At 69.4% G+C, this 21,704-nt stretch carries 23 protein-coding genes and 1 tRNA gene; 17 read left to right on the top strand and 7 right to left on the bottom strand.

The window, feature by feature from the left end; translation table 11 throughout:
• The first annotated feature begins 3 nt into the window (after positions 1-3).
• The 4 genes from OL358_RS14820 to era are packed head-to-tail and all read left to right on the top strand — an operon-like array spanning position 4 to position 3,756.
• Entirely contained in the window at positions 4-1,035 is a 1,032-nt protein-coding gene (locus tag OL358_RS14820) for a PhoH family protein (RefSeq protein ID WP_264711031.1), read from the top strand.
• Entirely contained in the window at positions 1,032-1,502 is a 471-nt protein-coding gene (gene ybeY, locus OL358_RS14815) for an rRNA maturation RNase YbeY (protein ID WP_264710827.1), read from the top strand. The genes OL358_RS14820 and ybeY overlap by 4 nt, the downstream gene beginning before the upstream one ends.
• A complete protein-coding gene (locus OL358_RS14810) occupies positions 1,499-2,863 on the top strand; it encodes a hemolysin family protein (RefSeq protein ID WP_264710826.1) in 1,365 nt (454 codons plus the stop codon). The genes ybeY and OL358_RS14810 overlap by 4 nt, the downstream gene beginning before the upstream one ends.
• On the top strand, positions 2,860-3,756 hold the full coding sequence (gene era, locus OL358_RS14805) for a GTPase Era (protein ID WP_264710825.1): 897 nt from the start codon (positions 2,860-2,862) through the stop codon (positions 3,754-3,756). Before OL358_RS14810 ends, era begins: the two co-directional genes overlap by 4 nt.
• 6 nt (positions 3,757-3,762) lie before the next feature.
• On the opposite strand, the gene OL358_RS14800 is transcribed toward era, so the two are convergent.
• Complete coding sequence (locus OL358_RS14800) at positions 3,763-4,410, bottom strand: hypothetical protein (RefSeq protein WP_264710824.1); 648 nt, start codon at positions 4,408-4,410, stop codon at positions 3,763-3,765.
• A 236-nt stretch (positions 4,411-4,646) separates the two neighbouring features.
• On the opposite strand from OL358_RS14800, the gene leuA reads away from it, so the two are divergent.
• The gene (gene leuA, locus OL358_RS14795; RefSeq protein WP_264710823.1) at positions 4,647-6,407 is read left to right on the top strand and encodes a 2-isopropylmalate synthase; all 1,761 of its coding nucleotides are present in this window, start codon (positions 4,647-4,649) and stop codon (positions 6,405-6,407) included.
• 45 nt (positions 6,408-6,452) lie between these two features.
• Here the strand turns inward: leuA and OL358_RS14790 are convergent, their stop codons facing one another.
• Genes OL358_RS14790 through OL358_RS14780 form a run of 3 tightly spaced genes read right to left on the bottom strand, consistent with a single transcriptional unit; the run spans position 6,453 to position 8,271 of the window.
• On the bottom strand, positions 6,453-7,139 hold the full coding sequence (locus OL358_RS14790; RefSeq protein WP_264710822.1) for a trimeric intracellular cation channel family protein: 687 nt from the start codon (positions 7,137-7,139) through the stop codon (positions 6,453-6,455).
• Positions 7,140-7,159: 20 nt separating this feature from the next.
• Positions 7,160-7,810: a hypothetical protein gene (locus OL358_RS14785; RefSeq protein WP_264710821.1), complete on the bottom strand. Its 651-nt coding sequence runs from the start codon at positions 7,808-7,810 to the stop codon at positions 7,160-7,162.
• Positions 7,807-8,271, bottom strand: coding sequence for a MarR family winged helix-turn-helix transcriptional regulator (locus OL358_RS14780; protein WP_264710820.1), 465 nt, complete (start codon positions 8,269-8,271; stop codon positions 7,807-7,809). Before OL358_RS14780 ends, OL358_RS14785 begins: the two co-directional genes overlap by 4 nt.
• A gap of 98 nt (positions 8,272-8,369) precedes the next feature.
• Between OL358_RS14780 and OL358_RS14775 the strand changes: the two genes are divergently transcribed.
• The 6 genes from OL358_RS14775 to OL358_RS14750 all read left to right on the top strand — a co-directional run bounded on the left by OL358_RS14775 (position 8,370) and on the right by OL358_RS14750 (position 13,631).
• Positions 8,370-9,557 carry an aminotransferase class I/II-fold pyridoxal phosphate-dependent enzyme gene (locus OL358_RS14775; RefSeq protein WP_264710819.1) on the top strand — a complete coding sequence of 396 codons (1,188 nt, stop codon included), beginning with the start codon at positions 8,370-8,372 and terminating at the stop codon, positions 9,555-9,557.
• Positions 9,558-9,610: 53 nt separating this feature from the next.
• Positions 9,611-10,354: a DNA repair protein RecO gene (recO, locus tag OL358_RS14770; RefSeq protein WP_264710818.1), complete on the top strand. Its 744-nt coding sequence runs from the start codon at positions 9,611-9,613 to the stop codon at positions 10,352-10,354.
• Positions 10,351-11,163, top strand: a complete 813-nt coding sequence (locus tag OL358_RS14765) for an isoprenyl transferase (RefSeq protein WP_264710817.1) — start codon at positions 10,351-10,353, stop codon at positions 11,161-11,163. The genes recO and OL358_RS14765 overlap by 4 nt, the downstream gene beginning before the upstream one ends.
• A 98-nt stretch (positions 11,164-11,261) precedes the next feature.
• Positions 11,262-11,891, top strand: coding sequence for a hypothetical protein (locus tag OL358_RS14760; protein ID WP_264710816.1), 630 nt, complete (start codon positions 11,262-11,264; stop codon positions 11,889-11,891).
• Positions 11,891-12,904 (top strand): hypothetical protein, encoded by a 1,014-nt coding sequence (locus OL358_RS14755; RefSeq protein WP_264710815.1) that lies wholly within the window; start codon positions 11,891-11,893, stop codon positions 12,902-12,904. Before OL358_RS14760 ends, OL358_RS14755 begins: the two co-directional genes overlap by 1 nt.
• A 46-nt stretch (positions 12,905-12,950) precedes the next feature.
• Positions 12,951-13,631 carry a DsbA family protein gene (locus OL358_RS14750; protein WP_264710814.1) on the top strand — a complete coding sequence of 227 codons (681 nt, stop codon included), beginning with the start codon at positions 12,951-12,953 and terminating at the stop codon, positions 13,629-13,631.
• A 63-nt stretch (positions 13,632-13,694) separates the two neighbouring features.
• Here OL358_RS14750 and OL358_RS14745 read toward each other — a convergent pair whose 3' ends face one another.
• Entirely contained in the window at positions 13,695-14,198 is a 504-nt protein-coding gene (locus OL358_RS14745) for a glutathione peroxidase (RefSeq protein ID WP_264710813.1), read from the bottom strand.
• Between the two features lie 81 nt (positions 14,199-14,279).
• Here OL358_RS14745 and dusB point away from each other — a divergent pair, with 81 nt between their 5' ends.
• The 5 genes from dusB to OL358_RS14720 all read left to right on the top strand — a co-directional run bounded on the left by dusB (position 14,280) and on the right by OL358_RS14720 (position 19,618).
• Complete coding sequence (gene dusB / locus OL358_RS14740; RefSeq protein WP_264710812.1) at positions 14,280-15,455, top strand: tRNA dihydrouridine synthase DusB; 1,176 nt, start codon at positions 14,280-14,282, stop codon at positions 15,453-15,455.
• Complete coding sequence (locus OL358_RS14735; protein WP_264711030.1) at positions 15,445-16,785, top strand: deoxyguanosinetriphosphate triphosphohydrolase; 1,341 nt, start codon at positions 15,445-15,447, stop codon at positions 16,783-16,785. The genes dusB and OL358_RS14735 overlap by 11 nt, the downstream gene beginning before the upstream one ends.
• Entirely contained in the window at positions 16,785-18,644 is a 1,860-nt protein-coding gene (gene dnaG / locus OL358_RS14730) for a DNA primase (protein ID WP_264710811.1), read from the top strand. Before OL358_RS14735 ends, dnaG begins: the two co-directional genes overlap by 1 nt.
• 50 nt (positions 18,645-18,694) lie before the next feature.
• On the top strand, positions 18,695-19,483 hold the full coding sequence (locus tag OL358_RS14725) for an ATP-binding cassette domain-containing protein (RefSeq protein WP_264710810.1): 789 nt from the start codon (positions 18,695-18,697) through the stop codon (positions 19,481-19,483).
• Positions 19,484-19,545: 62 nt separating this feature from the next.
• Positions 19,546-19,618 (top strand) — tRNA-Asn (locus tag OL358_RS14720).
• Between the two features lie 68 nt (positions 19,619-19,686).
• On the opposite strand, the gene def is transcribed toward OL358_RS14720, so the two are convergent.
• Positions 19,687-20,253 carry a peptide deformylase gene (def, locus tag OL358_RS14715; protein ID WP_264710809.1) on the bottom strand — a complete coding sequence of 189 codons (567 nt, stop codon included), beginning with the start codon at positions 20,251-20,253 and terminating at the stop codon, positions 19,687-19,689.
• A 51-nt stretch (positions 20,254-20,304) separates the two neighbouring features.
• Between def and OL358_RS14710 the strand changes: the two genes are divergently transcribed.
• The gene (locus OL358_RS14710) at positions 20,305-21,378 is read left to right on the top strand and encodes a DMT family transporter (protein WP_264710808.1); all 1,074 of its coding nucleotides are present in this window, start codon (positions 20,305-20,307) and stop codon (positions 21,376-21,378) included.
• Here OL358_RS14710 and OL358_RS14705 read toward each other — a convergent pair.
• On the bottom strand, positions 21,370-21,672 hold the full coding sequence (locus tag OL358_RS14705; RefSeq protein WP_264710807.1) for a hypothetical protein: 303 nt from the start codon (positions 21,670-21,672) through the stop codon (positions 21,370-21,372). The genes OL358_RS14710 and OL358_RS14705 overlap by 9 nt on opposite strands.
• Positions 21,673-21,704: the final 32 nt, after the last annotated feature.

Here is a 21,704-nt window from a genome sequence, read left to right as displayed (position 1 = left end):
GCCATGGTGCAGCTGCTCGGCCCGCAGGACCGGCTCCTGCGCGTCGTCGAACGCGAGCATCCTGCCGTCGATGTCCATGTGCGGGGGAACGAGATCACCTTGACGGGGGAAGCGGATGCCGTCGCCGCGGCCCGTTCGCTCGTGGACGAGCTGCTCGCCATGACCAGGGCGGGACAGGGTCTCGACCCGTCCGACGTGTCGTCGTCGAACCGCATCCTCCGGAGCGAGGGCGGCCCGCGGCCGTCCGAGGTGCTCGGCGAGGCGATCCTGACGTCGCGCGGCAAGATCATCCGCCCGAAGACCCTCGGTCAGAAGGCCTACGTCGATGCGATCGAGGAGAACACGATCGTGTTCGGCATCGGCCCGGCGGGTACGGGCAAGACCTATCTCGCGATGGCCAAGGCCGTTCAGGCCTTGCAGCGCAAAGAGGTCAACAGGATCATCCTGACCAGGCCGGCCGTCGAGGCGGGGGAGCGGCTCGGGTTCCTGCCGGGCACCCTGACCGACAAGATCGACCCGTATCTGCGACCGCTGTACGACGCGCTCAACGAGATGCTCGACCCCGAGCTCGTGCCCAAGCTCATGGCGACCGGCACGATCGAGGTCGCGCCGTTGGCGTACATGCGCGGGCGCACGCTCAACGACTCCTTCGTGGTGCTCGACGAGGCGCAGAACACCACCCCCGAGCAGATGAAGATGTTCCTCACGCGGCTCGGATTCGGCACCCGCATGGTGGTGACGGGCGACATCACTCAGGTCGATCTCCCGCAGGGCTCATCGGGGTTGCGACTGGTGACCCGGGTGCTGGGCGACATCGACGACATCCACTTCTCGTACCTCACGAGCGACGACGTCGTGCGTCACACGCTCGTCGGTCGCATCGTCGATGCGTACACCGAGTACGACGAACGACGGATCGCCTCGCGGCGGGAGCGAGACGAGGCATCCGAGTTCGCCAACCGCGCCGAACGGCGCACCGGTATGCGGCCGCAGGGTCCGCGTGATCATCTCCCCAAGCGAGGACCCTCATCATGACGATCGAGATCAGCAACGAATCCGGAATCGCGGTCGACGAGACCGTCCTCCTGCGGCTCATGGAGAACAACCTCAGCGAGCTCAATGTGAGCCCGGACGCGGATGTCGCGATCCTCCTCGTCGACGAGGGTGCGATGGAGGCGCTCCACGTCCAGTGGATGGACGAGCCCGGGCCGACCGACGTGCTCAGCTTCCCGATGGACGAGCTGCGCCCCGGCACCGACGATGCGCCGACGCCCGCCGGACTGCTCGGCGACATCGTGCTGTGCCCGCAGGTCGCCGAGACACAGGCGGTGGCGGCCCAGCACTCGACGATGGACGAGCTGGTGATGCTCACCACGCACGGCCTGCTGCACCTTCTCGGCTTCGACCACGCCGAGCCGGAAGAGGAGCGCGAGATGTTCGGTCTGCAGCGCGAGCTCATCACGGCCTTCCAGGCCGTGGAGCGTCGCCGAAATCGCGCATGACCGCGGCACTCCTTCTCGTCGGCGCGGCGCTGCTGCTCGCCTTCGGTGCGCTCATGGTCGCCATCGATGCGGCGCTCGGGGTCACCTCCCGCGCCGATCTGGCCGAGCTCGGCGCATCCGGTCGCAACGCGTCCTCCCTGCGGCGGATCGCCGCGGACCCGGATGCGCATGCGAACGCCGTCATCTTCATCCGCGTCCTGGCCGAGACCACGGCCGCCGTGCTGGTGACGGTGGCCTTCACGCTGCTCTTCGACAGCATCTGGTGGGCGATGCTCGCGGCGGCGGTGCTGATGACCGGTGTGTCGTTCGTCGTCGTGGGCGCGAGCCCGCGTCACGTCGGCCGGCTGCACGCGAAGGGCCTGCTGCGGGGCGCCGCTCCGGTGGTGCGCGGTGTGCGGATCCTGCTCGGCCCCCTGGCGCACGGTCTGGTCGCCCTCGGCACGAGGATCACTCCCGGCGTGCCCCGGGGCTCGTCGTTCGCGTCCGAGGAGCAGCTGCTCAGCATCATCGACGAAGCCGCCGAGAACGAGCTCATCGAAGAGGACGATCGGGAGCTCATCCACTCCGTCTTCGACTTCACCGACACGTTCGTGCGCGCTGTGATGGTTCCCCGCACCGACATGGTGACGGTGGATGCCTCGTCCTCCACGCGCGAAGCGATGCAGATCTTTCTCGACAAGGGCATCTCCCGCGTGCCGATCGTCGATGACGAGGCGGACGACGTCGTCGGCGTCCTGTACCTGAAGGACCTCGTGCAGTTCGGCTTCCGGGACGAGACGGGTTGGCGGGATGCTCCCATCAGCCGCATCGCGCGGCCCGCGGTGTTCGTGCCCGAGTCGATGAAGGCCGAGACACTGCTGCAGCAGATGAAGCGCGATGCAGTGCATGTGTGCCTCGTGATCGACGAGTACGGGGGCGTTTCGGGCCTCGTCACGCTCGAGGACCTGATCGAGGAGCTCGTGGGCGAGATCGCCGACGAGTACGACCCGCGCGGCGACGAGGTGACCGAGCTCGAGCCCGGTCGCTTCCGAGTGAGCGCCCGCCTGGGCCTCGACGAGGTGGGGGACCTCTTCGGCATCGAGCTGGAGGACGAGGACGTCGACTCGATCGGCGGACTCCTGGGCAAGGCGCTCGGACGCGTCCCGCAGCCGGGAGCGACGGCGGAGTACTCCGGCCTCGTGATGACCGGCGGCGCGTCGCGCGGCCGAGGCCGCGGCATCTCGACGGTGTTCGTCGAGCGCGGCGACGCACTCGACGCGGTCGAGGCGGCGTTCGGACGCGCGCCCCGCACCGGTGAGGTTCGCGTCGTCTCGGCGCGCAACGGCGATGCTCGCGCATCCAGGAAAGGCGAACGCGCATGACCGAGAAGACCCGATCCGGGTTCGTGACCTTCGTCGGTCGTCCCAACGTGGGGAAGTCGACGCTCACCAACGCCCTCGTCGGCGAGAAGGTCGCCATCACGAGCGATAAGCCTCAGACGACGCGTCGCGCGATCCGCGGCATCCTGAATCGTCCCGCAGGGCAGCTCGTGATCGTCGACACTCCCGGCATCCACAAGCCCCGCACGCTGCTGGGAGAGCGGCTGAACAGCCTCGTGGAGCAGGTGCTCGGCGATGTCGACGTGATCGGCTTCTGCGTGCCGGCGACCGAGAAGGTCGGTCCCGGAGACCGACGCATCGCCGAATCGCTGAACGGATATCCGCGGGCGAAGAAGGTGGCGATCGTCACCAAGACCGATGCCGCCTCACGCGACCAGATCACCGAGCGGCTCATGGAGGTCGACTCCCTGCGCGAGGACTGGGCAGCCGTCATCCCGCTGTCTGCGCTGACCCGTGAGCAGCTCGACGTGCTCACCGACGAGCTCCTCGCGCTCATGCCCGAGGGGCCGGCTCTCTACGATGCCGATGTCGTGACCGACGAGTCGATCGAGGACCGCGTCGCCGAGATCATCCGCGAAGCCGCGCTCGAGGGCGTGCGCGACGAGCTGCCGCACTCGATCGCGGTGACGATCGAGCAGATGTCGCCCCGCGAGGACTCGGACCTCACCGACATCTACGCGAACATCGTCGTCGAGCGCGACAGCCAGAAGGCGATCATCATCGGCCGGAAGGGGTCGCGTCTGGCCGACGTCGGCAAGCGTGCGCGCGCCGGCATCGAGCCGCTCGTCGGAACCCGCGTCTTCCTGTCGCTCCACGTGCGCGTTGCGAAGGAATGGCAGCGCGATCCGAAGCAGCTCGGCCGTCTCGGCTTCTGACGCCGATCAGCCGTCGACCGGGCGGAGGGCCGAGCGGATGATGACGGTGTTCTCGCCGTAGTCCGCGTCCGCGGCATCCTGCCACGTGCCGTCGTCCCACACGACGTCGACCCACAGCCACCCGTTTTCGGGGTACGAGCTCAGGTAGGCCTCGTCGAGTGCGTCGGGGAGGTCCTCCTGGATCGCGAGGAGCGTCTTCTCGTCGCCGGCGCCGGGCTCGCCGCCGGTCGGGTCCTCCGGCATCATGGGGTCGTAGAGCGCGAGCATGATCGGCGGCTGCGTGACCGTGAACTCCTCGCCGTCGTACGTGCCCTGCACGGCGTAGGAGCCCCAGGTCGTGTCGCCCGACGTCTCGGATCCCTCGATGCCGTCCCATGTCCAGTTCGTGATCGGCACGCCGCTGCACTGGGGCGGGTAGGACTCGGCCACCGCGCCGAGGCACAGCTCGGCCTCGCCGCCGACATCCATCACGGTGCCCTGCGCGACGACATCGCCCTCGGGCGGTGCGGGCCAGAGCGAACCGAGCGAAGCGCCCGGAGGGGCGTCCGAAGCGCCGGCGGGTGCGCCCGATCCGGAGGGCGTGGCGCAGCCGGCGAGAGCGAGGACGGATGCCGCGCTCAGCGCGACCAGCAGGTGTCGACGGTGACGTGTCATACCCGGGAAGTGTCGGCGGTGGCGCGATCGTCTCACATCGAGATCCGGCACGGTGCGGCATCCGTCGCCCGCGTGTGACGGGCGGTTCGCGAACCCGCTCCGCACGGGTGTACCCTGAGGTCATGCGTGCAGGCTCGCTTCTCCTTAGCTGCCGCGACGAGGCCTCGATCTAGGGCCCTCCTCGTCGCGGAGCTTGTCGTCGGCCCGCCATTCGACGAGAGAAGAAGAGCGACATCATGGAGAACACCCAGAAGCCCTCGGGCATGCCGGTTCACAAGTACCGGCCGTACCACGAGCAGATCGCGGTGTCCGTGCCCGACCGCACGTGGCCGGATCGCCGCATCACCGCAGCGCCGCGCTGGTGCGCCGTCGATCTGCGCGACGGCAACCAGGCTCTGATCGACCCGATGAGTCCCGAGCGCAAGCGGGTCATGTTCGAGCTGCTCGTGAGCATGGGGTACAAGGAGATCGAGGTCGGCTTCCCGTCGGCCAGCCAGACCGACTTCGACTTCGTGCGACAGCTCATCGAAGAGAACCTGATTCCTGACGACGTCACCATCCAGGTCCTCACCCAGGCGCGGGAACACCTCATCGAGCGCACCTACGAGTCGATCGCGGGGGCGAAGCAGGCCATCGTGCACCTGTACAACTCCACGAGCGTGCTGCAGCGCGACGTCGTGTTCCGCACCGACAAGCAGGGCATCATCGACATCGCCCTCGAAGGCGCGCGGCTGTGCCGTCGGTTCGAGAAGCGGATTCCCGAGACGAAGGTGTTCTACGAGTACTCGCCGGAGAGCTACACCGGCACCGAGCTCGAGTTCGCCCTGGACGTCTGCAACCAGGTGATCGAGGTCTTCGAACCGACGCCCGAGCGCAAGGTCATCATCAACCTGCCGGCGACCGTCGAGATGGCGACGCCGAATGTCTACGCGGACTCGATCGAGTGGATGAGCCGACGACTCGCCCACCGTGAGAACGTGATCCTGTCGCTGCATCCGCACAACGACCGCGGGACGGCGATCGCCGCCGCGGAGCTCGGGTACATGGCCGGTGCCGACCGCATCGAAGGCTGCCTGTTCGGCAACGGCGAGCGCACCGGCAACGTCGACCTCGTCGCCCTGGGCATCAACCTGCTCACCCAGGGCATCGATCCGCAGATCGACTTCAGCGACGTCGACCAGGTCAAGCGCACCGTCGAGTACTGCAACCAGCTGCCCGTTCACGAGCGCAGCCCGTGGGCAGGCGACCTCGTCTTCACGGCGTTCAGCGGCTCGCACCAGGACGCCATCAAGAAGGGCTTCGAGGCGATGGCCGCGCGGGCCGCGTCCGACGGCGTCACGGTCGACGAGATCGAGTGGGCCGTGCCGTACCTGCCCATCGACCCGAAGGATCTCGGCCGCTCCTACGAGGCCGTGATCCGCGTCAACTCGCAGTCGGGCAAGGGGGGCGTCGCCTACCTGCTCAAGACCGACCACGCGATCGACCTGCCGCGCAGGCTGCAGATCGAGTTCTCGGGCGTCGTGCAGGCGAAGACGGATGCCGAGGGCGGCGAGGTCACGAGCGACCAGATCTGGGCGATCTTCAACGACGAGTACCTCCCGTCGCCGGTCGACGACGAGCGCTGGGGCCGGTTCGAGCTGCTGGCGACCAGCACGCGCAGCGACATGTCGGGCGATGTCTCGCTCGACGTCACGCTGCGCGACTCGGACGATCAGTACGAGGCATCCGGCCACGGCAACGGTCCGGTCGCGGCATTCCTCGAGGTGGTGCGCGCGCAGGGATTCGATGTGACGCTCTACGACTACGTCGAGCACGCGCTCAGCGCCGGCGGCGACGCGCAGGCGGCGGCGTACGTCGAGCTGCAGGTCGACGGCGAGCGCCTGTGGGGCGTCGGCATCGACGGCGACATCTCGACCGCGTCGCTCAAGGCGATCGTGTCGGGGGTCAACCGCGCGATCCGCACCCGTGAGCGCTCGGGGGAGCTGGCCGGGGTCTGATCGCCCTCCCGCGCGCGGACGACCGGATGCTTCGGCATCCGATCGTCAGGACTTGACGATCGGGATCGCGGAGGTCTCGACGGCGACCTTGCGCCGGTAGAGCGCGCGCTGCTCGGGCAGTGAGATGTCGAAGATCACGGCCAGCAGGCGGATCACGGTCGTCACGACCACGCCGACCACCGCGGCGATCACGAGGTCGAGCCCGAATGCGTTCGCACCTGCGAGCACGAGGCATCCGACCCCGGCCGCCACGGCGTAGAGCGAGCCGACGTGCATGATCGCGACGGGCAGACCCATGATCATGTCTCGGAGGATGCCGCCGCCGACCGCGGCGCACACGCCGACGAAGACCGCGGGGACGAGGGGGAGGCCCAGGAAGAGCGCCTTGCTCGTGCCGAAGGCGCCGAACAGACCGATCACGAGCGCGTCCAGGCCGACGATCGCGGCGTTGAGTCGCTGGAAGAGGCCCGCGAGCAGCATCCCGAGCAGCGCCGCCCCGGTGGCGGTGAGCAGGTACCAGTTGCTCTGGAGGGTGACGGGCGTGACGTTGAGCAGGAGGTCGCGGATGAGCCCGCCGCCCATGCCCACGACGATGCCGATGATCGCGACGCCGAGCAGATCCAGTCGGCGCTGCCCGCGGAAGCCCGACGCGAACAGGGCGCCTTGGATGCCGCCGAGGCCGACGGCGATGAGGTCGGCCCACAGCGGGATCACGAAGATCGGTTCGTCCACCCCACCATTGTCGTGGCGGGTCACGGGATGTGCGTGCGCACCGCCGTCATGAAGCCGTCGAGATCGTCGACCCACAGCCGTACGGCATCGAGCTCGGCCTCGGAGTCGCCGACACGCGTCCGGACGGGCTTCTCGAGGGTGACGAGGACGTTCGTCTCGTTCTGCATACGCAGGGCGAGGGTGCGGCCGTGCGGTTCATCACGCACCTTCGGGGCCTTCTCGAGGACGTCGCGCGACTTCTCGACGCTCGCGACCGCGTCCCACGGCAGGTCGACATCGATGTCGGCGCCGAGACGCGCGCGGATGCCTTCGGGGCCGACCGCATGGGGTCGCGTCAGGTAGCTGAGGAGCAGTCCGATCATCCACGTCACGCCCCAGATGCCGAGGGCGAGGAGCGGGATGCGCACCCACGGCCATCGATGCACGATGAGGTCGACGATCGGGATCTCGATCGCCGACAGCACGATGAAGATCACGAGGATCGTGAGCACGGGGGAGTGATAGGTGAACCCGGACGCCCCGCGGGGCACGCGCGGGCGCCGGAAGAGCCATCGGCCCAGGCTCCGCCAGATGCCGATCTCGGCGCGCCACGCGGCGCGGGCGATCCACACGACACGCTCGAGCGGTCGGAGCGATGCCGTGCGAGCCGTCTCGGGTGCGAGGCCGGTCATGGCTCCTCACGCTCCCGCTGTGCGCGCTCGTGCTCGGCGACGAGGTGCTCGAGCCTGCCGTGCACGTGGTCGAGCGCCCGGATCGCCGTCCGCACCGTCTCGTCGTCGAGACCGTCGATGAGGGCCGCACCGAGGTCGGTGTGCTCGGCATCCATCGTCTCCATGATCGAGAGACCGCGCTCGGTGAGGTGCACCAGGACGGCTCGGCGGTCGGTCGGGTGCGGTTCGCGGCGGGCGAGACCGGTGGTGTCGAGGGCGTCCACGAGCGTCGTGATGTACCGGGGTGTCACGGCGAGCGCCTCGGCGAGGTGGACCTGCGTCGTCGGTCCGCCGTGGAAGAGCACCCACATCAGGTGCGTCCGGGGCACGGTGAGCCCGCGGCGATCGAGCTCGCGCTCCTGGTCCGTCTCGAGGATGCGGGAGATGGCGAGGAGCGTATCGAGTACGTGAGTCCCAGACATAGTGAACAGAATACAGTATGTGACCACCCGTTGACCCGGGCCCGGATCTGTTGGGATCCTTGCCGCAGGTTCCGCGACCCTGGGGAAAGGTGACGGCCATGACGATCTCGGTGCGCGCGACGAGAGCGAAGGCGGCGGTGGATGTCGTCACGACGTTCTTCGCGAAGATGCAGGCGGCGGCGGACGACCCCGACGCGCTCGACTTCACCTTCGGCAATCCGCACGAGTTCGCGCTGCCGGGGTTGACCGACGCGCTGCGAGCGCAGATCGAGCCGCAGAGCGTCGACTGGTTCGCGTACAAGACGAGCGAGCCTCTCGCGCAGCAGACGGTCGCGGATGCGCTGAGAGCCGAGGTCGGCCTCGCGTTCGAGCCCGATGACATCGCCATGACCCAGGGCGCGTTCGGGGCGATCTCGCTCGCGCTGGGTCTGCTGACCGACGCCGGCGACGAAGTCGTCATCCCCGTCCCGGGGTGGTTCTGCTACGAGCCGATGCTGTACGCCGCCGACCTCGCACCGGTGCGCGCGGCGCTGGACACCGACACGTTCGATCTCGATGTGGAGGTCATCGCCCGAGCGATCACGCCGCGGACGCGCGTGGTGATCGTGAACTCGCCCGCGAACCCCACCGGCCGGGTCTATCCCGCGGCCACGTGGCGCGCGCTCGCCGAGATGCTCGAAAGCGCGTCGAGGGCGAACGGCCGCAGGATCTGGCTGCTCTCCGACGAGCCCTACCGGCGCATCCGGTTCGACGGCATCGACTTCGCGAGCCCCGCGGCGGCGTATCCGTGGACGGTCATCGCCTACAGCTACGGAAAGGTGCTCCTCGCGCCGGGTCAGCGCCTCGGCTACCTGGCCCTGTCGCCGCTGATCCCACGCGAGGATCGCGACGCGCTGCGTGCGGCGCTGTTCCCTCTCGGCCTCGCGATCGGCTGGGGATTCCCCGACGCGGTGATGCAGTACTCGGTGCCGGCGCTCGAGAACGTCTCGATCGATGTCGCCGAACTCGCCCGCAAGCGCGATCGGCTCTACGACGCGCTCGTCGGTGCAGGCGTCGAGATGACGCGGCCGGAGGGCACGTTCTACCTGTGGGGGAAGGCGCCGGGCGGCGACGGCGAGGCGTTCTGCGATGCCCTCGCGAGCCGCGGCGTCCACCTGATGCCCGGATCGCTGTTCGTGCAGCCGCACCACTTCCGCATCTCGCTGACGGCGACGATGGAGTCGATCGAGCTCGCGCTCCCGCACCTGCTCGACGTCTCGAAGGAGCTGGGCGGCATCCAGGACTGACGGGCACGGGGCGCCACCGCGCCCGCGTGGGTGGTGGAGACCATAATTGACGAGTGCCCACCTATCGCGACGAAGTCGTGATCCTGCGCACCCACAAGCTGGGGGAGGCAGACAGGATCGTGACGATGCTGAGCCGCCGCCACGGCAAGATCCGCGCCGTCGCCAAAGGCGTGCGCCGCACCACGTCCCGCTTCGGAGCCCGGCTCGAGCCGTTCATGGTCGCCGACGTGCAGCTGTACGAGGGACGCTCCCTCGACATCATCCAGCAGGCCGAGTCGCTCGGATCGTACGGCGCCGACATCGCCACCCACTACGACCGGTACACGTCGGCGCACGCGATGGTGGAGGCCGCCGACCGCCTCAACGAAGCCGAGGCGACACCCCAGCAATACCTGCTGCTGGTCGGAGGACTGCGTGCACTCGCCCGCGGCGAGCATGCCTCGCGCAGCGTCCTCGACTCCTACCTGCTCCGGGCGATGGCGCTGTCGGGCTGGGCCCCCGGGCTCTCCGAGTGCGCACGGTGCGGCGCTCCAGGACCCCACGACACGTTCGTCGCGCAGCTCGGCGGCATGATCTGCCACGACTGCGCACCGACCGGGGCGGCGCGCGTCCACCCCGACACCGCCCAGCTCCTGGACTCGCTGATGGCTGGCGAGTGGGAGCGAGTGGATGCCTCCTCCGCGGCGTCGTGCGCTGCGGCATCCGGTCTCATCGCCGCCTATGCGCAGTGGCATCTGGAGCGCGGCATCCGCTCCCTCGCGCACGTCTCATCCGCGCGCGACGGAGGCGATCGATGACGCCCAAGCCGTTCACGCACCGCGACGCGGTCCCCTACAAGCCCGTCGATTGGACGGGCCTGTACCCGCCCGCCTTCCCTTCGGGAGCGGTGCCCCGGCACGTCGCGATCGTGATGGACGGGAACGGCCGGTGGGCGAACCGTCGCGGGCTGACCCGCGTCGAAGGTCACAAGGCGGGGGAGGCGGCCCTGCTCGATGTCGTCGCCGGCGCCATCCAGGCAGGGGTGAAGCACCTTTCCGTCTACGCCTTCTCGACCGAGAACTGGTCGCGCTCGCCCGATGAGGTGCGCTTCCTCATGGGCTTCAACCGCGACGTGCTTCACCGACGTCGCGATCAGCTCAACGAATGGGGTGTGCGCGTGCGGTGGGCGGGACGCAAGCCCCGGCTGTGGTCCAGTGTCATCAAGGAGCTGCAGTTCGCCGAGCGCCTCACCGCGGGCAATGACGTGCTGACCCTCACGATGTGCGTCAACTACGGCGGCCGTGTCGAGCTGGTCGACGCGATGCGCTCCATCGGCGACGACATCGCCGCGGGTCGGATCGCGCCGTCGGCAGTGACCGAGAAGCTCATCCGCAAGCGGCTCTACCAGCCCGACATGCCCGACGTCGACCTCTTCGTCCGCTCCAGCGGTGAGCAGCGCACGTCCAACTTCCTGCTGTGGGAGTCGGCGTACGCGGAGTTCGTGTTCCTCGACACACTGTGGCCGGACTTCTCCCGCGCCGATCTGTGGCGGGCGATCGGACTGTACCTCGATCGCGATCGCCGATTCGGCGGCGCGGTCGACGTGCCGGAGGATCCCGCGCTGTAGGGCACTGTCCGGATGCCGCTCCCGGGCGTATTCTGCGAGCGTCACCGTCCTCTTCTCTGATGAGAGCCGCGCCGCCGCGGCCGTTCAGGAGGTGTGCCATGCCCCGTTCCCTCGGGAGGGTCGCTCTCGGCGCTGCCATCGTCGCCGTCGCCCTGCTGTTCTGCGGTTGCGCGCCCGCCGTGGACGAGGGGGCGGGCGGCAACGACGGCACCTCGACGGACGGAGGTGGTTCCACGCCGAGCGAGGAGAACGGCGGGGGAGGGAGCGAGGGCGAGGAGGATCCCGAGCAGGACCGCGTCCGCACGGGGCCGACGGTGGACTACGGAGGCCCGGACGACGGCGACCAGGGAGACGCGACGGTTCTGGAGCCGGGGGTCTGGTGCGAGACGGTCGCGGTGTTCTGGGGAGGCGACCCCGTGCCCGAAGGCGTCCGCTTCACATACACCGAGGCGATCGTCGACCGGGCGGGGCTGGAGGTGACCGACGACGCGTGCGGCACGGATTTCGACGGGGTGCCGCTGGCCTCCTGCATCGGGTTCGTCCTCGAAGCGGACGCGTCCGGGTTCTGCAGTCTCGAAGTCCGACCCGGTGACGACTTCGTGGACGGCACGCGGATCACCTTCGCCGGCACGCTCGAGTGCCCCACGGCCGAGGCGTGCGTCGCGGTGGAGGAGAGGGCGGTCGAACCGGGCCCGCCGATCGAGATCTTCACCCCGGAAGGCGCCTGATGGCGGCGCTCGGGAAGGGCCGGCGAACTGCTCCGCCGCCGGAATCCGCCGACGACCCCCCGGAGCCGCCGGCGTCGTCGGCAGAGCCGTCAGCACCCGCCGCGGGCGGCCTCGGCTTCGAGAAGTGGATGGGCTTCCTGTCCTCGTTCGTGGCTCCGCTGACGCTGGTGACCGCGCTGCTCTTCTACTTCGGCTACGTCTCCACGCGGGAGTTCTTCCGCTACTTCGGCATCGACGTGGACATCATCGGCCTGAGCTCGCAGGAATTCGTCATGCGCAGCCCGGGCGCGCTGTTCATCCCCGTCATGGTGCTGCTCCTGCTCGCCGCCGGCCTCATCGTCGGTCACCGCCGCCTGCGTCGCCACATCGAGGCATCAGAGCCCGATCGGCGACGGCGACTCATCGCGGTCATCGCGTGGACGGGGATCGGATTCCTCCTCGCCGGCCTCGCTCTCGCGTTCCTCATGCCGGTCTTCGACGACGGGGAGTACGCGCAGCTGTTCACACCGCTGTTCCTGGCGATCGGCGCAGGCCTCGCGGCCTACGCCGCGTCGACCGTGCGCGCCCTCGGCGGATCGGGCATCGGGCGCAGCGTGGTCGTGATCCTCGTCCTCGTCCTCGTCGCGGGCACCTTCTGGTCGACGGCCACGATCGCCCGGTGGTGGGGTCTCGGACAGGCCCGCGCCCTCGCCTCCGACCTGCAGACGCTCCCCGCCGTCGTCCTCGACACCAAGGAGCGGCTCTACCCCGGAAACGACGACATCTCGTCCCGCGAGCTGGGGGAGGCGGCATCCGATCCCGCCGGCGAGGGTGACGAGGGCGCCCAGCAGGCGGATCCGCCGACGTACGGCTTTCGCTACTTCGGACTCCGGCTGCTGGCGCAGGGAGGCGGCCGGCTCTACCTCGTGCCGGACGAGTGGTCCGCGGACGCATCGACCATCGTCGTGCCCTACGACGACGTACGCGTGCGGTTCCGTTTCCTCCCCGACGCCGACCCGCCGAACGGCGGATGACGCATTCGCCGGAATAGACAGGGGACGTGCCGCGGTTGTCCTGAGCATGACGGATGCCATCAAGATCGACGTGTGGAGTGACATCGCCTGCCCCTGGTGCTACATCGGCAAGCGCAATCTCGAGAAGGGGCTGGCTGAGGCATCCGGTGATGAGGACGCCCCTGCCGTCGAGGTCGTCTTCCACTCGTTCGAGCTCTCGCCCGACACCCCCGTCGACTTCCACGGCGGCGAGGCGGACTACCTCGCGACCCACAAGGGCATCTCGCAGGACCAGGCGCAGCAGATGCTCGACCGGGTGACCGGGGTCGCTGCCGAAGCGGGTCTGGAGTACCGCTTCGATCTGCTCAAGCACACCAACACCGTGAAGGCGCATGAGCTCCTGCACTTCGCGAAGGAGCAGGGTCGCCAGCACGAACTGGCCGAGCGCCTCATGTCCGCATACTTCACCGAAGGACGCCACCTCGGCGAGGAGGACGAGCTCGTCGCACTCGCCGCCGACGCGGGGCTGGATGCGGATGCCGCGCGCGACGCCCTTCGCAGCGGGAGGTTCCTCGACGCGGTGCGCGCCGACCAGGCGCAGGCTCAGGCCTACGGCATCAACGGGGTGCCGTTCTTCGTGATCGACGGGAAGTACGGGGTCTCCGGAGCCCAGCCCGCCGAGGCCTTCGCCCAGATCGTCCGCCAGGTGTGGACGGAGCGCAGCGAGGACGCGCCGGTCGCCGTCTGAGATCCCCGAAGCATGGCGAAAGCCCGCCGCATGTCGTCGCGGCGGGCTTTCGCGTGTCCGGGCTCAGCCGGGCAGGTTCGCCTCGATGACGCTCACGATGGCCGGGTCATCCGGCGTGACGTTCGGGCGGAAGCGGTGCACGTCGCCGTCAGGCGTGAGCACGAACTTCTCGAAGTTCCACTGGATGCGTCCCTTGTTGCCCTCGACGTCGCGGGCATCCTTGAGCGCCTTGTAGAGCGGGGCGGCCTTGCCGCCGTTGACCTTGACCTTGTCGTGCACGGGGAACGACACCCCCCATGTGGTCGAGCAGTACTCGAGGATCTCGTCCATCGAGCCGGGCTCCTGCCCCATGAACTGGTTACAGGGGAAGCCGAGGACCGTGAAGCCGCGGTCGGCATAGGCCCGCTGGAGCTGCTCGAGCTGCTCGTACTGCGGGGTCAGGCCGCACCGGGACGCGACGTTCACGACGAGGAGAACCTTGTCGCCGTAGTCGGCGAGGGTCGTCGTTCCGCCGTCGGCGGTATGGAACGGGATGCGGCGCAGGTCTGTGGCGGTAGCCTCGGTCATGACCCCAGGCTAAGCCCTCGCGTGGGGGGCGGCTCCACAGGCGGGGATCACACTGCGCTCGCCCAGCGGGAGTCTGGGAGAATGGACGACGTGACCACTGCCCTCGCTCCCGCGCGCACTCTGCGCATCGGGCCCATCCAGCTCGACGCGCCCGTCGTGCTCGCGCCCATGGCGGGGATCACCAACACCGCGTTCCGCCGGCTGTGCCGCGAATACGGTGCCGGGCTCTACGTGAGTGAGATGATCACGACCCGTGCGCTCGTCGAACGCAACGCGACCACGATGCGTCTCATCACGCACCACGAGTCCGAGAAGCCGCGCTCGATCCAGCTCTACGGCGTCGATCCCGCGACCACCGAGGCCGCGGTGCGCCTGCTGGTCGAAGAGGACCGCGCCGATCACATCGACCTGAACTTCGGATGCCCCGTTCCCAAGGTGACGCGCAAGGGCGGCGGCGCGGCGCTGCCGTGGAAGCTCGGCCTCTTCCGCGAGATCGTGACGCGCGCCGCGCGTGCGGCGGGCGACGTGCCGCTGACGGTGAAGATGCGCAAGGGCATCGACGGCGATCACCTCACCTACCTGGATGCCGGCCGCATCGCCGAGGACGCCGGTGTGGCGGCGGTGGCGCTCCATGCACGCACGGCCGCCGAGTTCTACTCGGGCGAAGCGGACTGGTCGGCGATCGCCGCCCTCAAGCAGGCGGTGACGAGCGTCCCCGTGCTCGGCAACGGCGACATCTGGTCGGCCGCCGATGCGGCGCGCATGATGGCGGAGACCGGCTGCGACGGGGTCGTCGTCGGTCGCGGATGCCTCGGCCGCCCCTGGCTGTTCGGAGATCTCGCACGCGAGCTCGGCGGGCCGGACGCGGCATCCGGTGCCCCCGTCGACGCGACCCTGGATTTCGTCGCCCGCGCGTTCCGTCGGCACGCCGAGCTCCTCGTGGAGTTCTTCGAGGACGAGGACCGCGGATGCCGCGACATCCGCAAGCACGTCGCCTGGTACTTCAAGGGGTACCCGGTGGGTGGTGACATCCGTGCGCGCCTCGCGACAGTGTCGAGCCTGGCCGAGATCGACGACATGCTCGCGACCCTCGACCTCGCCGCCCCGTATCCGGGTGCCGCGGCCGAGGGCCAGCGCGGACGCGCCGGAACCCCCAAGCGGCCGGCCCTCCCCGAGGGGTGGCTGGACTCGCGTGACCTTGGTGCCGAAGCATCCTGCGCCCTCGCCGAAGCGGAGCTCGACCACAGTGGCGGGTGACGGCGCCGTCGCGATCGGCATCGCGTCGGAGCGTCCGTCCGGCTACGACGATGCGGATGCCGCGCGCTTCCACCCCGAGCGGCACCGGTCGCAGCGCGACGACTTCGCGCGGGACCGTGCGCGTGTGCTCCACTCCGCGGCGCTGCGCCGACTGGCCGCCAAGACCCAGGTTCTGAGCCCGGCGAGCCCGGCGGACTTCGCGCGCAACCGGCTGACGCACTCGCTCGAGGTCGCCCAGGTCGGGCGCGAGCTGGCGACGGCGCTCCTGCTCGCTCCTGACGTCGTCGACACCGCCTGCCTCAGCCACGACCTCGGCCACCCGCCGTTCGGGCACAACGGCGAGCGCGCCATGAACGAGTGGGCGGACGACATCGGCGGGTTCGAGGGCAACGCCCAGACGCTGCGGATCGTCACGCGATTGGAGCCCAAGATCGTCGACGACGCCGGGCGCACGTTCGGCCTGAACCTCACCCGCGCGAGCCTCGACGCGACGTGCAAATACCCGTGGACGGCGGAGCATCCGCTGCCGGATCCCGGTGGCCGTCTCAAGTTCGGCGTCTATCCCGACGACGAAGACGTCTTCCGCTGGATGCGGGCAGGTGCGCCGGGGCGGGTGCGCTGCATCGAGGCCGAGGTGATGGACCTCTCCGACGACATCGCCTACTCGGTGCACGACTTCGAAGACGCGGTGGTCAACGGCTATCTCGATCCCGCGCGCCTGGCCGATCCGGCCGAGCACCAGGCGCTGCTCACGGCGATACAGTCCTGGGTCGGCTTCGACTTCGCCCGCGACGAGCTCGAGGATGCCCTCTATCGCCTGATGCGCATGCCCGAATGGATCACGGCGTTCGACGGAACGCGCGCCTCGCTGGCCCGCTTGAAGAACCTCACATCCGACCTCATCGGGCGGTTCGCCCGGGCGGCGACCACCGCGACGCGCGACGCCTACGGGATGTCGGTGCTCACCCGGTATCGTGCGCACGTGGTGGTGCCGCGGGTGGTCGAGGCCGAGATGGCCGTCCTCAAGGGCATCATCGGTGCCGTCGTCGTATCGATCGACGGACGCAAAGAGCTCTACAAGGAGCAGCGCAAGGTGCTCAAGCGGCTCGCGACGGCCCTGTGGGAGCAGCCCGAGGCCCTCGACGCGCTCCATGCCGAGGACTTCGGCTCCGCCCAGACCTACGCGGCGCGCCGACGCGTCGTCGTCGATCAGGTGGCAAGCCTCACCGATCAGGTCGCGATCGCGTGGCACGGCAGGCTCGTGGGCGAATTGGATGCCGCGTCCCTCGGAATCTGGTCCCCGGGTGCCCGCGGGACGGGGGCGCGCTGATGGCGGGGCGCATCCGCCAGGCCGACGTCGAAGAGGTGAAGGCGCGCACCAACATCGCCGACATCATCGGCGAGCGCGTCGCGCTCAAGAACGCGGGAGTCGGCGCCATGAAGGGGTTGTGCCCCTTCCACGACGAGCGCAGCCCGAGCTTCAACGTGCGCCCGCAGGCGGGCTTCTACCACTGCTTCGGATGCGGCGAGTCCGGCGACGTCTACTCGTTCCTGACGAAGATGGACCACGTCTCGTTCACCGAGGCCGTCGAGCGCCTTGCCGGCCGCATCGGCTTCACCCTGCACTACGAGGATGGCGGAGCGGCGCCGGAGCACACCGGTCGTACGCGTCTCTACGCCGCCAACGCCGCCGCCGCCGAGTTCTTCCGGGGCCAGCTCGCCACGGGTGAGGCCGACATCGCGCGCCGCTTCCTCGGGGAGCGCGGCTTCGACGCCGGCGCGGCCGCCCACTTCGGCGTGGGCTACGCCCCCAAGGGCTGGGAGGGCATGCGCGACGCCCTCCGCGCGAAGGGCTTCACCGATGAGGAGCTCACCAACTCGGGGCTCGTCTCGCAGGGACAGCGCGGCGTCTACGACCGATTCCGTGGACGGGTCGTGTGGCCGATCCGCGACGTCACCGGACAGGTCATCGGCTTCGGCGCCCGGCGTCTCTTCGAGGACGACAAGGGACCCAAGTACCTCAACACCCCCGAGACCACGATCTACAAGAAGGCCCAGGTGCTGTACGGGCTCGATCTGGCCAAGCGCGACATCTCGCGCGAGCACCGCGTCGTGGTCGTCGAGGGCTACACCGACGTGATGGCCTGTCACCTCGCGGGCATCACGACGGCGATCGCGACGTGCGGCACGGCGTTCGGCTCGGACCACATCACGGTGCTTCGCCGGGTGATGGGTGACGACTCCACCGCCGGCGAGGTCGTCTTCACCTTCGACCCGGATGCCGCGGGCCAGAAGGCCGCGCTGCGCGCGTTCGCCGATGCGAAGCGGTTCAACGCGCAGACCTACGTCGCAACGGGTCCCGAGGGCCTCGACCCGTGCGACCTCCGCCTGCACCGCGGCGACGCCGCCGTGCGCGGCCTCATGGAGACGAAAGCGCCGATGGTCGAGTTCGTGCTCGACCAGCGCATCGCCGGCTTCGACCTCGCGTCCGTCGAAGGACGCGTCGGCGCGCTCCGCGCGGCCGCCCCGGTGGTCGCAGAGCTGCGAGACGCACTTCTGCAGCCCGAGTATGTGCGCGTGCTCGCGCGGCGACTCGGAATGGACACGGAGGACGTGCGACGGGAGGTCGAGCGTGCGGGCCGCAGCGGCTCGCGGCGCGAACAGGCTCCGGATGCCGCGCCCCCGGCGGCGGACCGCGAGGGCGAGCCGGTGGTCCGCGTCACGCTCACGTCGCTGCCCCGCACGGCGGAGGTCACCCTCGAGCGCGACGCGCTGATGGGCCTACTGCAGTTCGGTCACCGGCTGGACGCGCCGCTCGTCTCTCGCGCGCTGGAGCTGCCGTTCCGGCATCCGGCCCTCGACGCGGTGCGCACCGCCGTCCAGCAGCACGCGACGGGCATGGCGCGACCGGGCTGGGCCGTCGATGCGATCGGCACGGTCCGGGAGCCGTATCGCGCCCTCGGCGGCCAGCTGCTGGCCGCCGACTTCCCCGCGCTGGACGACGCGGCAGCGGTGTCGTCGACCACCGATCTCGCGCGCCGGCTCGTGATCCGCGGGCTCGATGCCCAGAAGAACGAGCTTCTCGGAGCGATCCAGCGCGTGCCTGCGGCGTCCGAGGAAGGGCGTGAGATCCGTCTCAGGCTGCGCGAACTGGACGCGCAGCGTCAGCAGCTGGCTACCGAGGTCTGAGCCCGCGTCCTCGGCTGGCGTCGCTCTGCGCGACAGGGCAGGATGAAGCCATGACTCGACGCCGAGAAGCCGACGTCGCCATCCGGTCGAGCGATCTCTCGATCGCCCGTGCAGGGCGCGGCGGTCCCGCGCAGCGCGTGGTCGACGGCGTGTCGTTCACCCTCCCGCACGCCGGCACGCTGGCGGTGATGGGTCCGACCGGTTCGGGCAAGTCGAGCCTCGTGTCGGTGCTCGCCGGCTCCACCGACGACGGGCTCGCCGTCGTCGGCGGCGACGCGCTCGTCGAGGGCATCCGGGTGCGGCGGCCCGGTCGCGGCATCCGCCAGCTCACGTACATGACGGGGTTCCTTCCGCAGGCCGCCGGCGCAGCGCTTCCCGCGCGGCTCACCGTGTCGGAGGTCATCGGCGAACCCATCACGGGCCGTGATCGGCGCGTGAACCAGCGGGCCCTCTCCGTGCGGGTGGCGACCCTTCTCGACGAGCTCATGCTGCCCCTCGGCGCAGCGGCGAAGTACCCGTACGAGCTGAGCGCGGGGATGCGGCAGCGCGTGGCCTTCGCCCGGGCACTGGTGCTGCAGCCGCGCCTGTTCATCGGCGACGAGCCGTTCTCGAACATGGATGTCGAGGTGCGCCGCGCCGCGCGCGAGGCGATCCTGCGCCGCCGCGCGGAGTACGGCATGACGACGCTCGTGGTGACCAATGAAGCCGAGGTCGTGCGCGAGCTCGACGCCGACGTGCTGGTGCTCCGCGGCGGCCACGCGATCGCCTACGGGCACGGCACGAAGGATCTGCTGTGGACGCCCAGCGGCGAGGCCGACCACCGGCTGATCGCCTCATGACGTCACGAGCACACCTCATCATTTGCTAAGATGGTGTGGTTGCCCGCGCGAGCGAGCAGTATTCCTCCATAGCTCAATTGGCAGAGCAATCGGCTGTTAACCGGTAGGTTCTTGGTTCGAGTCCAAGTGGGGGAGCGAAGGCCTCGGGGCTCCACCCTCGGGGCCTTCTTCATGCCCGCGGGCGCTGACGAACTGCGGGCGCGTCAGGCGTCGATATCGTCGACGCCCGGCATCCACGACTGCCCGGGGCGGCCCCAGCCGCGCTTGCGCGCGATCTTCTGCGCGGTCTTCCAGTCGCCGTCACCGAGCCGGTCGACGTACAGGATGCCGTCGAGGTGGTCGAACTCGTGCTGCATGATGCGCGCGCGCCAACCGTCGACCCGGATGCGGACGGGCTCGCCCTCGAGGTCGGTGCCCGTCACGAGCACCTCGTCGGAGCGGCGCAGCGGAAACCTCTCGCCGGGGAACGACAGACAGCCCTCGGACTCCTCGTCTTCGTCGGGCTCACCCGGATCGAGCGGGCGCTGCCATAGCTCGGGATTGATGATGACGCCGCGCCAGGGTGCACCGTCGTCGTCCGAATAGGAGTAGGTGAAGAGGCGGAGCGGCACGCCGACCTGGGGACCCGCGAGGCCCACGCCGGGCGCGGCATCCATCGTCTCGAACATGTCCGCGACGAGCGCACGGATCTCGTCCGTGATCTCCTCGATCACGCCCGCCGGGGCGTGGAGGACGGGGTCACCCATGATGCGAATCGGCAGAACGGCCACGCCTTGAGCCTACCGAGCGGCGACGGCGGCTAGTGTCGACGTGTGGTGTGGATGGCGGACGAACTCCAGGACGTGGGCGACCAGCTGGTCGGCGCGTTCCAGAACCCGGCCCTTCTCTACGGCATCCCGCTGGCCCTCCTCGGCGCCGTCTTCATGTCGTTCGGCGCGCAATACCAGCACCGGGGCGTGACCAAGGTCGAGAAGATGTCCGGGTCGAGCAGCGGCGGCCTCAACCTCCATCACCTCCTGAAGCTGCTGTCGCGGCCGTCGTGGGTGGTCGGGACGGTCATGCTGGGTCTGGCGATCGTGTGCCAGCTGTCGGCACTCGCGGTCGCGCCGCTGATCGTCGTGCAGCCGCTCGGAGCGATCGCCCTCGTCATCACCACATTGCTCAACGCGCAGATCAGCGGGCACCGTCCGACCAAGCGGTCGCTGATCGCGATCGCGGCGTGCGTCGGCGGGATCTTCGTGTTCGTCACGATCGCCGCGCTCTTCGCCACCGAGAAGCCGGTCACCAACGCGCAGGTCATCACGATCCTCATCATCTTCGCGGTCGTGACCCTCGTGCTCGGCGGACTGTGGCTGTGGCGGCGCAAGCGGATCGGCGCGCTCTTCTACATCTCCGCCGCCGGTGTCATGTACGGCTTCGTGGCCACCCTCGCGAAGGTGATCATCGAGCGCATCAAGACGGGCGACTTCGAGTGGCTCACCGTCACCTGCGTCGTGGCTCTGATCCTGGGCGCCACCATCGGCGCGTACTTCGTGCAGACCGCCTACGCGTCGGGTCCCCCCGATCTCGTGATCGCCGGGCTCACGGTCATCGATCCGATCGTGGCCGTGGTCATCGGCCTGACGATCCTCGGCGAGGCGAGCGGAGCTCCGGTCTGGGTCTACTTCGCCTTCACCGCGGTCGGCGCGGTCGCGGTCTGGGGCGTCTATCAGCTCGCTCGGTACCATCCGCAGATCCTCAGCGACAGCCAGGAGATGCCGATCAAGCGCGGCAGCGAACCCGGTGCAGACAGCACTCAGCCCATGACCGGATCCATCCGCGTGACCGAGGCGGTCGCCAAGGTCTGGCCGGACCCCCCGCTCAAGAACAAGGCAGACGGCCCCGGTTCACGCTGACGCGTCGCCGTCGTCCACGCGGATGACGAGCCGGCCGTTCTCGATCCGTCCCTTGTCGCCCGGAGTCGGCGCGGGAGCAGGCATCTCGACCGCTGCCTCCCAGTCGGCGTGGGCGTCTTCGGCGGACGGTCGCCACACGGCGTCGAATCCGGATCCGACGCCCGCGAGCGATCCGCCGGCGGTGCCGTCGAGCTGCTTGCGCAGCTGCTCCCGCTTGAGGCGCGGCGCCAGCGCGATGAGCACGACCGTGGTGACGCTCACCGCCACGAGCACCAGCCACCCGATCGCATCCACAGGAGAATTCTGGCACGCTCCTCCGCGGCTTT

Origin of the sequence: Microbacterium sp. SSM24 (assembly GCF_025989145.1) — a bacterium.
Lineage (GTDB): Bacteria > Actinomycetota > Actinomycetes > Actinomycetales > Microbacteriaceae > Microbacterium.
The sequence above is the reverse complement of the archived record's forward strand: the minus strand, read 5'-3'. Positions and strand labels throughout refer to the sequence as shown.

What these genes read in the sequence shown, in the direction of transcription:
- OL358_RS14745 (WP_264710813.1), bottom strand. Translation starts at nt 14,198, where the DNA reads ATGACCGAGGCTACCGCCACAGACCTGCGCCGCATCCCGTTCCATACC.
- leuA (WP_264710823.1), top strand. Translation starts at nt 4,647, where the DNA reads ATGGAGAACACCCAGAAGCCCTCGGGCATGCCGGTTCACAAGTACCGG.
- OL358_RS14785 (WP_264710821.1), bottom strand. Translation starts at nt 7,810, where the DNA reads ATGACCGGCCTCGCACCCGAGACGGCTCGCACGGCATCGCTCCGACCG.
- OL358_RS14765 (WP_264710817.1), top strand. Translation starts at nt 10,351, where the DNA reads ATGACGCCCAAGCCGTTCACGCACCGCGACGCGGTCCCCTACAAGCCC.
- OL358_RS14810 (WP_264710826.1), top strand. Translation starts at nt 1,499, where the DNA reads ATGACCGCGGCACTCCTTCTCGTCGGCGCGGCGCTGCTGCTCGCCTTC.
- OL358_RS14820 (WP_264711031.1), top strand. Translation starts at nt 4, where the DNA reads ATGGTGCAGCTGCTCGGCCCGCAGGACCGGCTCCTGCGCGTCGTCGAA.
- OL358_RS14755 (WP_264710815.1), top strand. Translation starts at nt 11,891, where the DNA reads ATGGCGGCGCTCGGGAAGGGCCGGCGAACTGCTCCGCCGCCGGAATCC.
- OL358_RS14760 (WP_264710816.1), top strand. Translation starts at nt 11,262, where the DNA reads ATGCCCCGTTCCCTCGGGAGGGTCGCTCTCGGCGCTGCCATCGTCGCC.
- OL358_RS14775 (WP_264710819.1), top strand. Translation starts at nt 8,370, where the DNA reads ATGACGATCTCGGTGCGCGCGACGAGAGCGAAGGCGGCGGTGGATGTC.
- OL358_RS14780 (WP_264710820.1), bottom strand. Translation starts at nt 8,271, where the DNA reads ATGTCTGGGACTCACGTACTCGATACGCTCCTCGCCATCTCCCGCATC.
- dusB (WP_264710812.1), top strand. Translation starts at nt 14,280, where the DNA reads ATGGACGACGTGACCACTGCCCTCGCTCCCGCGCGCACTCTGCGCATC.
- OL358_RS14710 (WP_264710808.1), top strand. Translation starts at nt 20,305, where the DNA reads ATGGCGGACGAACTCCAGGACGTGGGCGACCAGCTGGTCGGCGCGTTC.
- OL358_RS14725 (WP_264710810.1), top strand. Translation starts at nt 18,695, where the DNA reads ATGACTCGACGCCGAGAAGCCGACGTCGCCATCCGGTCGAGCGATCTC.
- ybeY (WP_264710827.1), top strand. Translation starts at nt 1,032, where the DNA reads ATGACGATCGAGATCAGCAACGAATCCGGAATCGCGGTCGACGAGACC.
- OL358_RS14750 (WP_264710814.1), top strand. Translation starts at nt 12,951, where the DNA reads ATGACGGATGCCATCAAGATCGACGTGTGGAGTGACATCGCCTGCCCC.
- OL358_RS14800 (WP_264710824.1), bottom strand. Translation starts at nt 4,410, where the DNA reads ATGACACGTCACCGTCGACACCTGCTGGTCGCGCTGAGCGCGGCATCC.
- dnaG (WP_264710811.1), top strand. Translation starts at nt 16,785, where the DNA reads ATGGCGGGGCGCATCCGCCAGGCCGACGTCGAAGAGGTGAAGGCGCGC.
- era (WP_264710825.1), top strand. Translation starts at nt 2,860, where the DNA reads ATGACCGAGAAGACCCGATCCGGGTTCGTGACCTTCGTCGGTCGTCCC.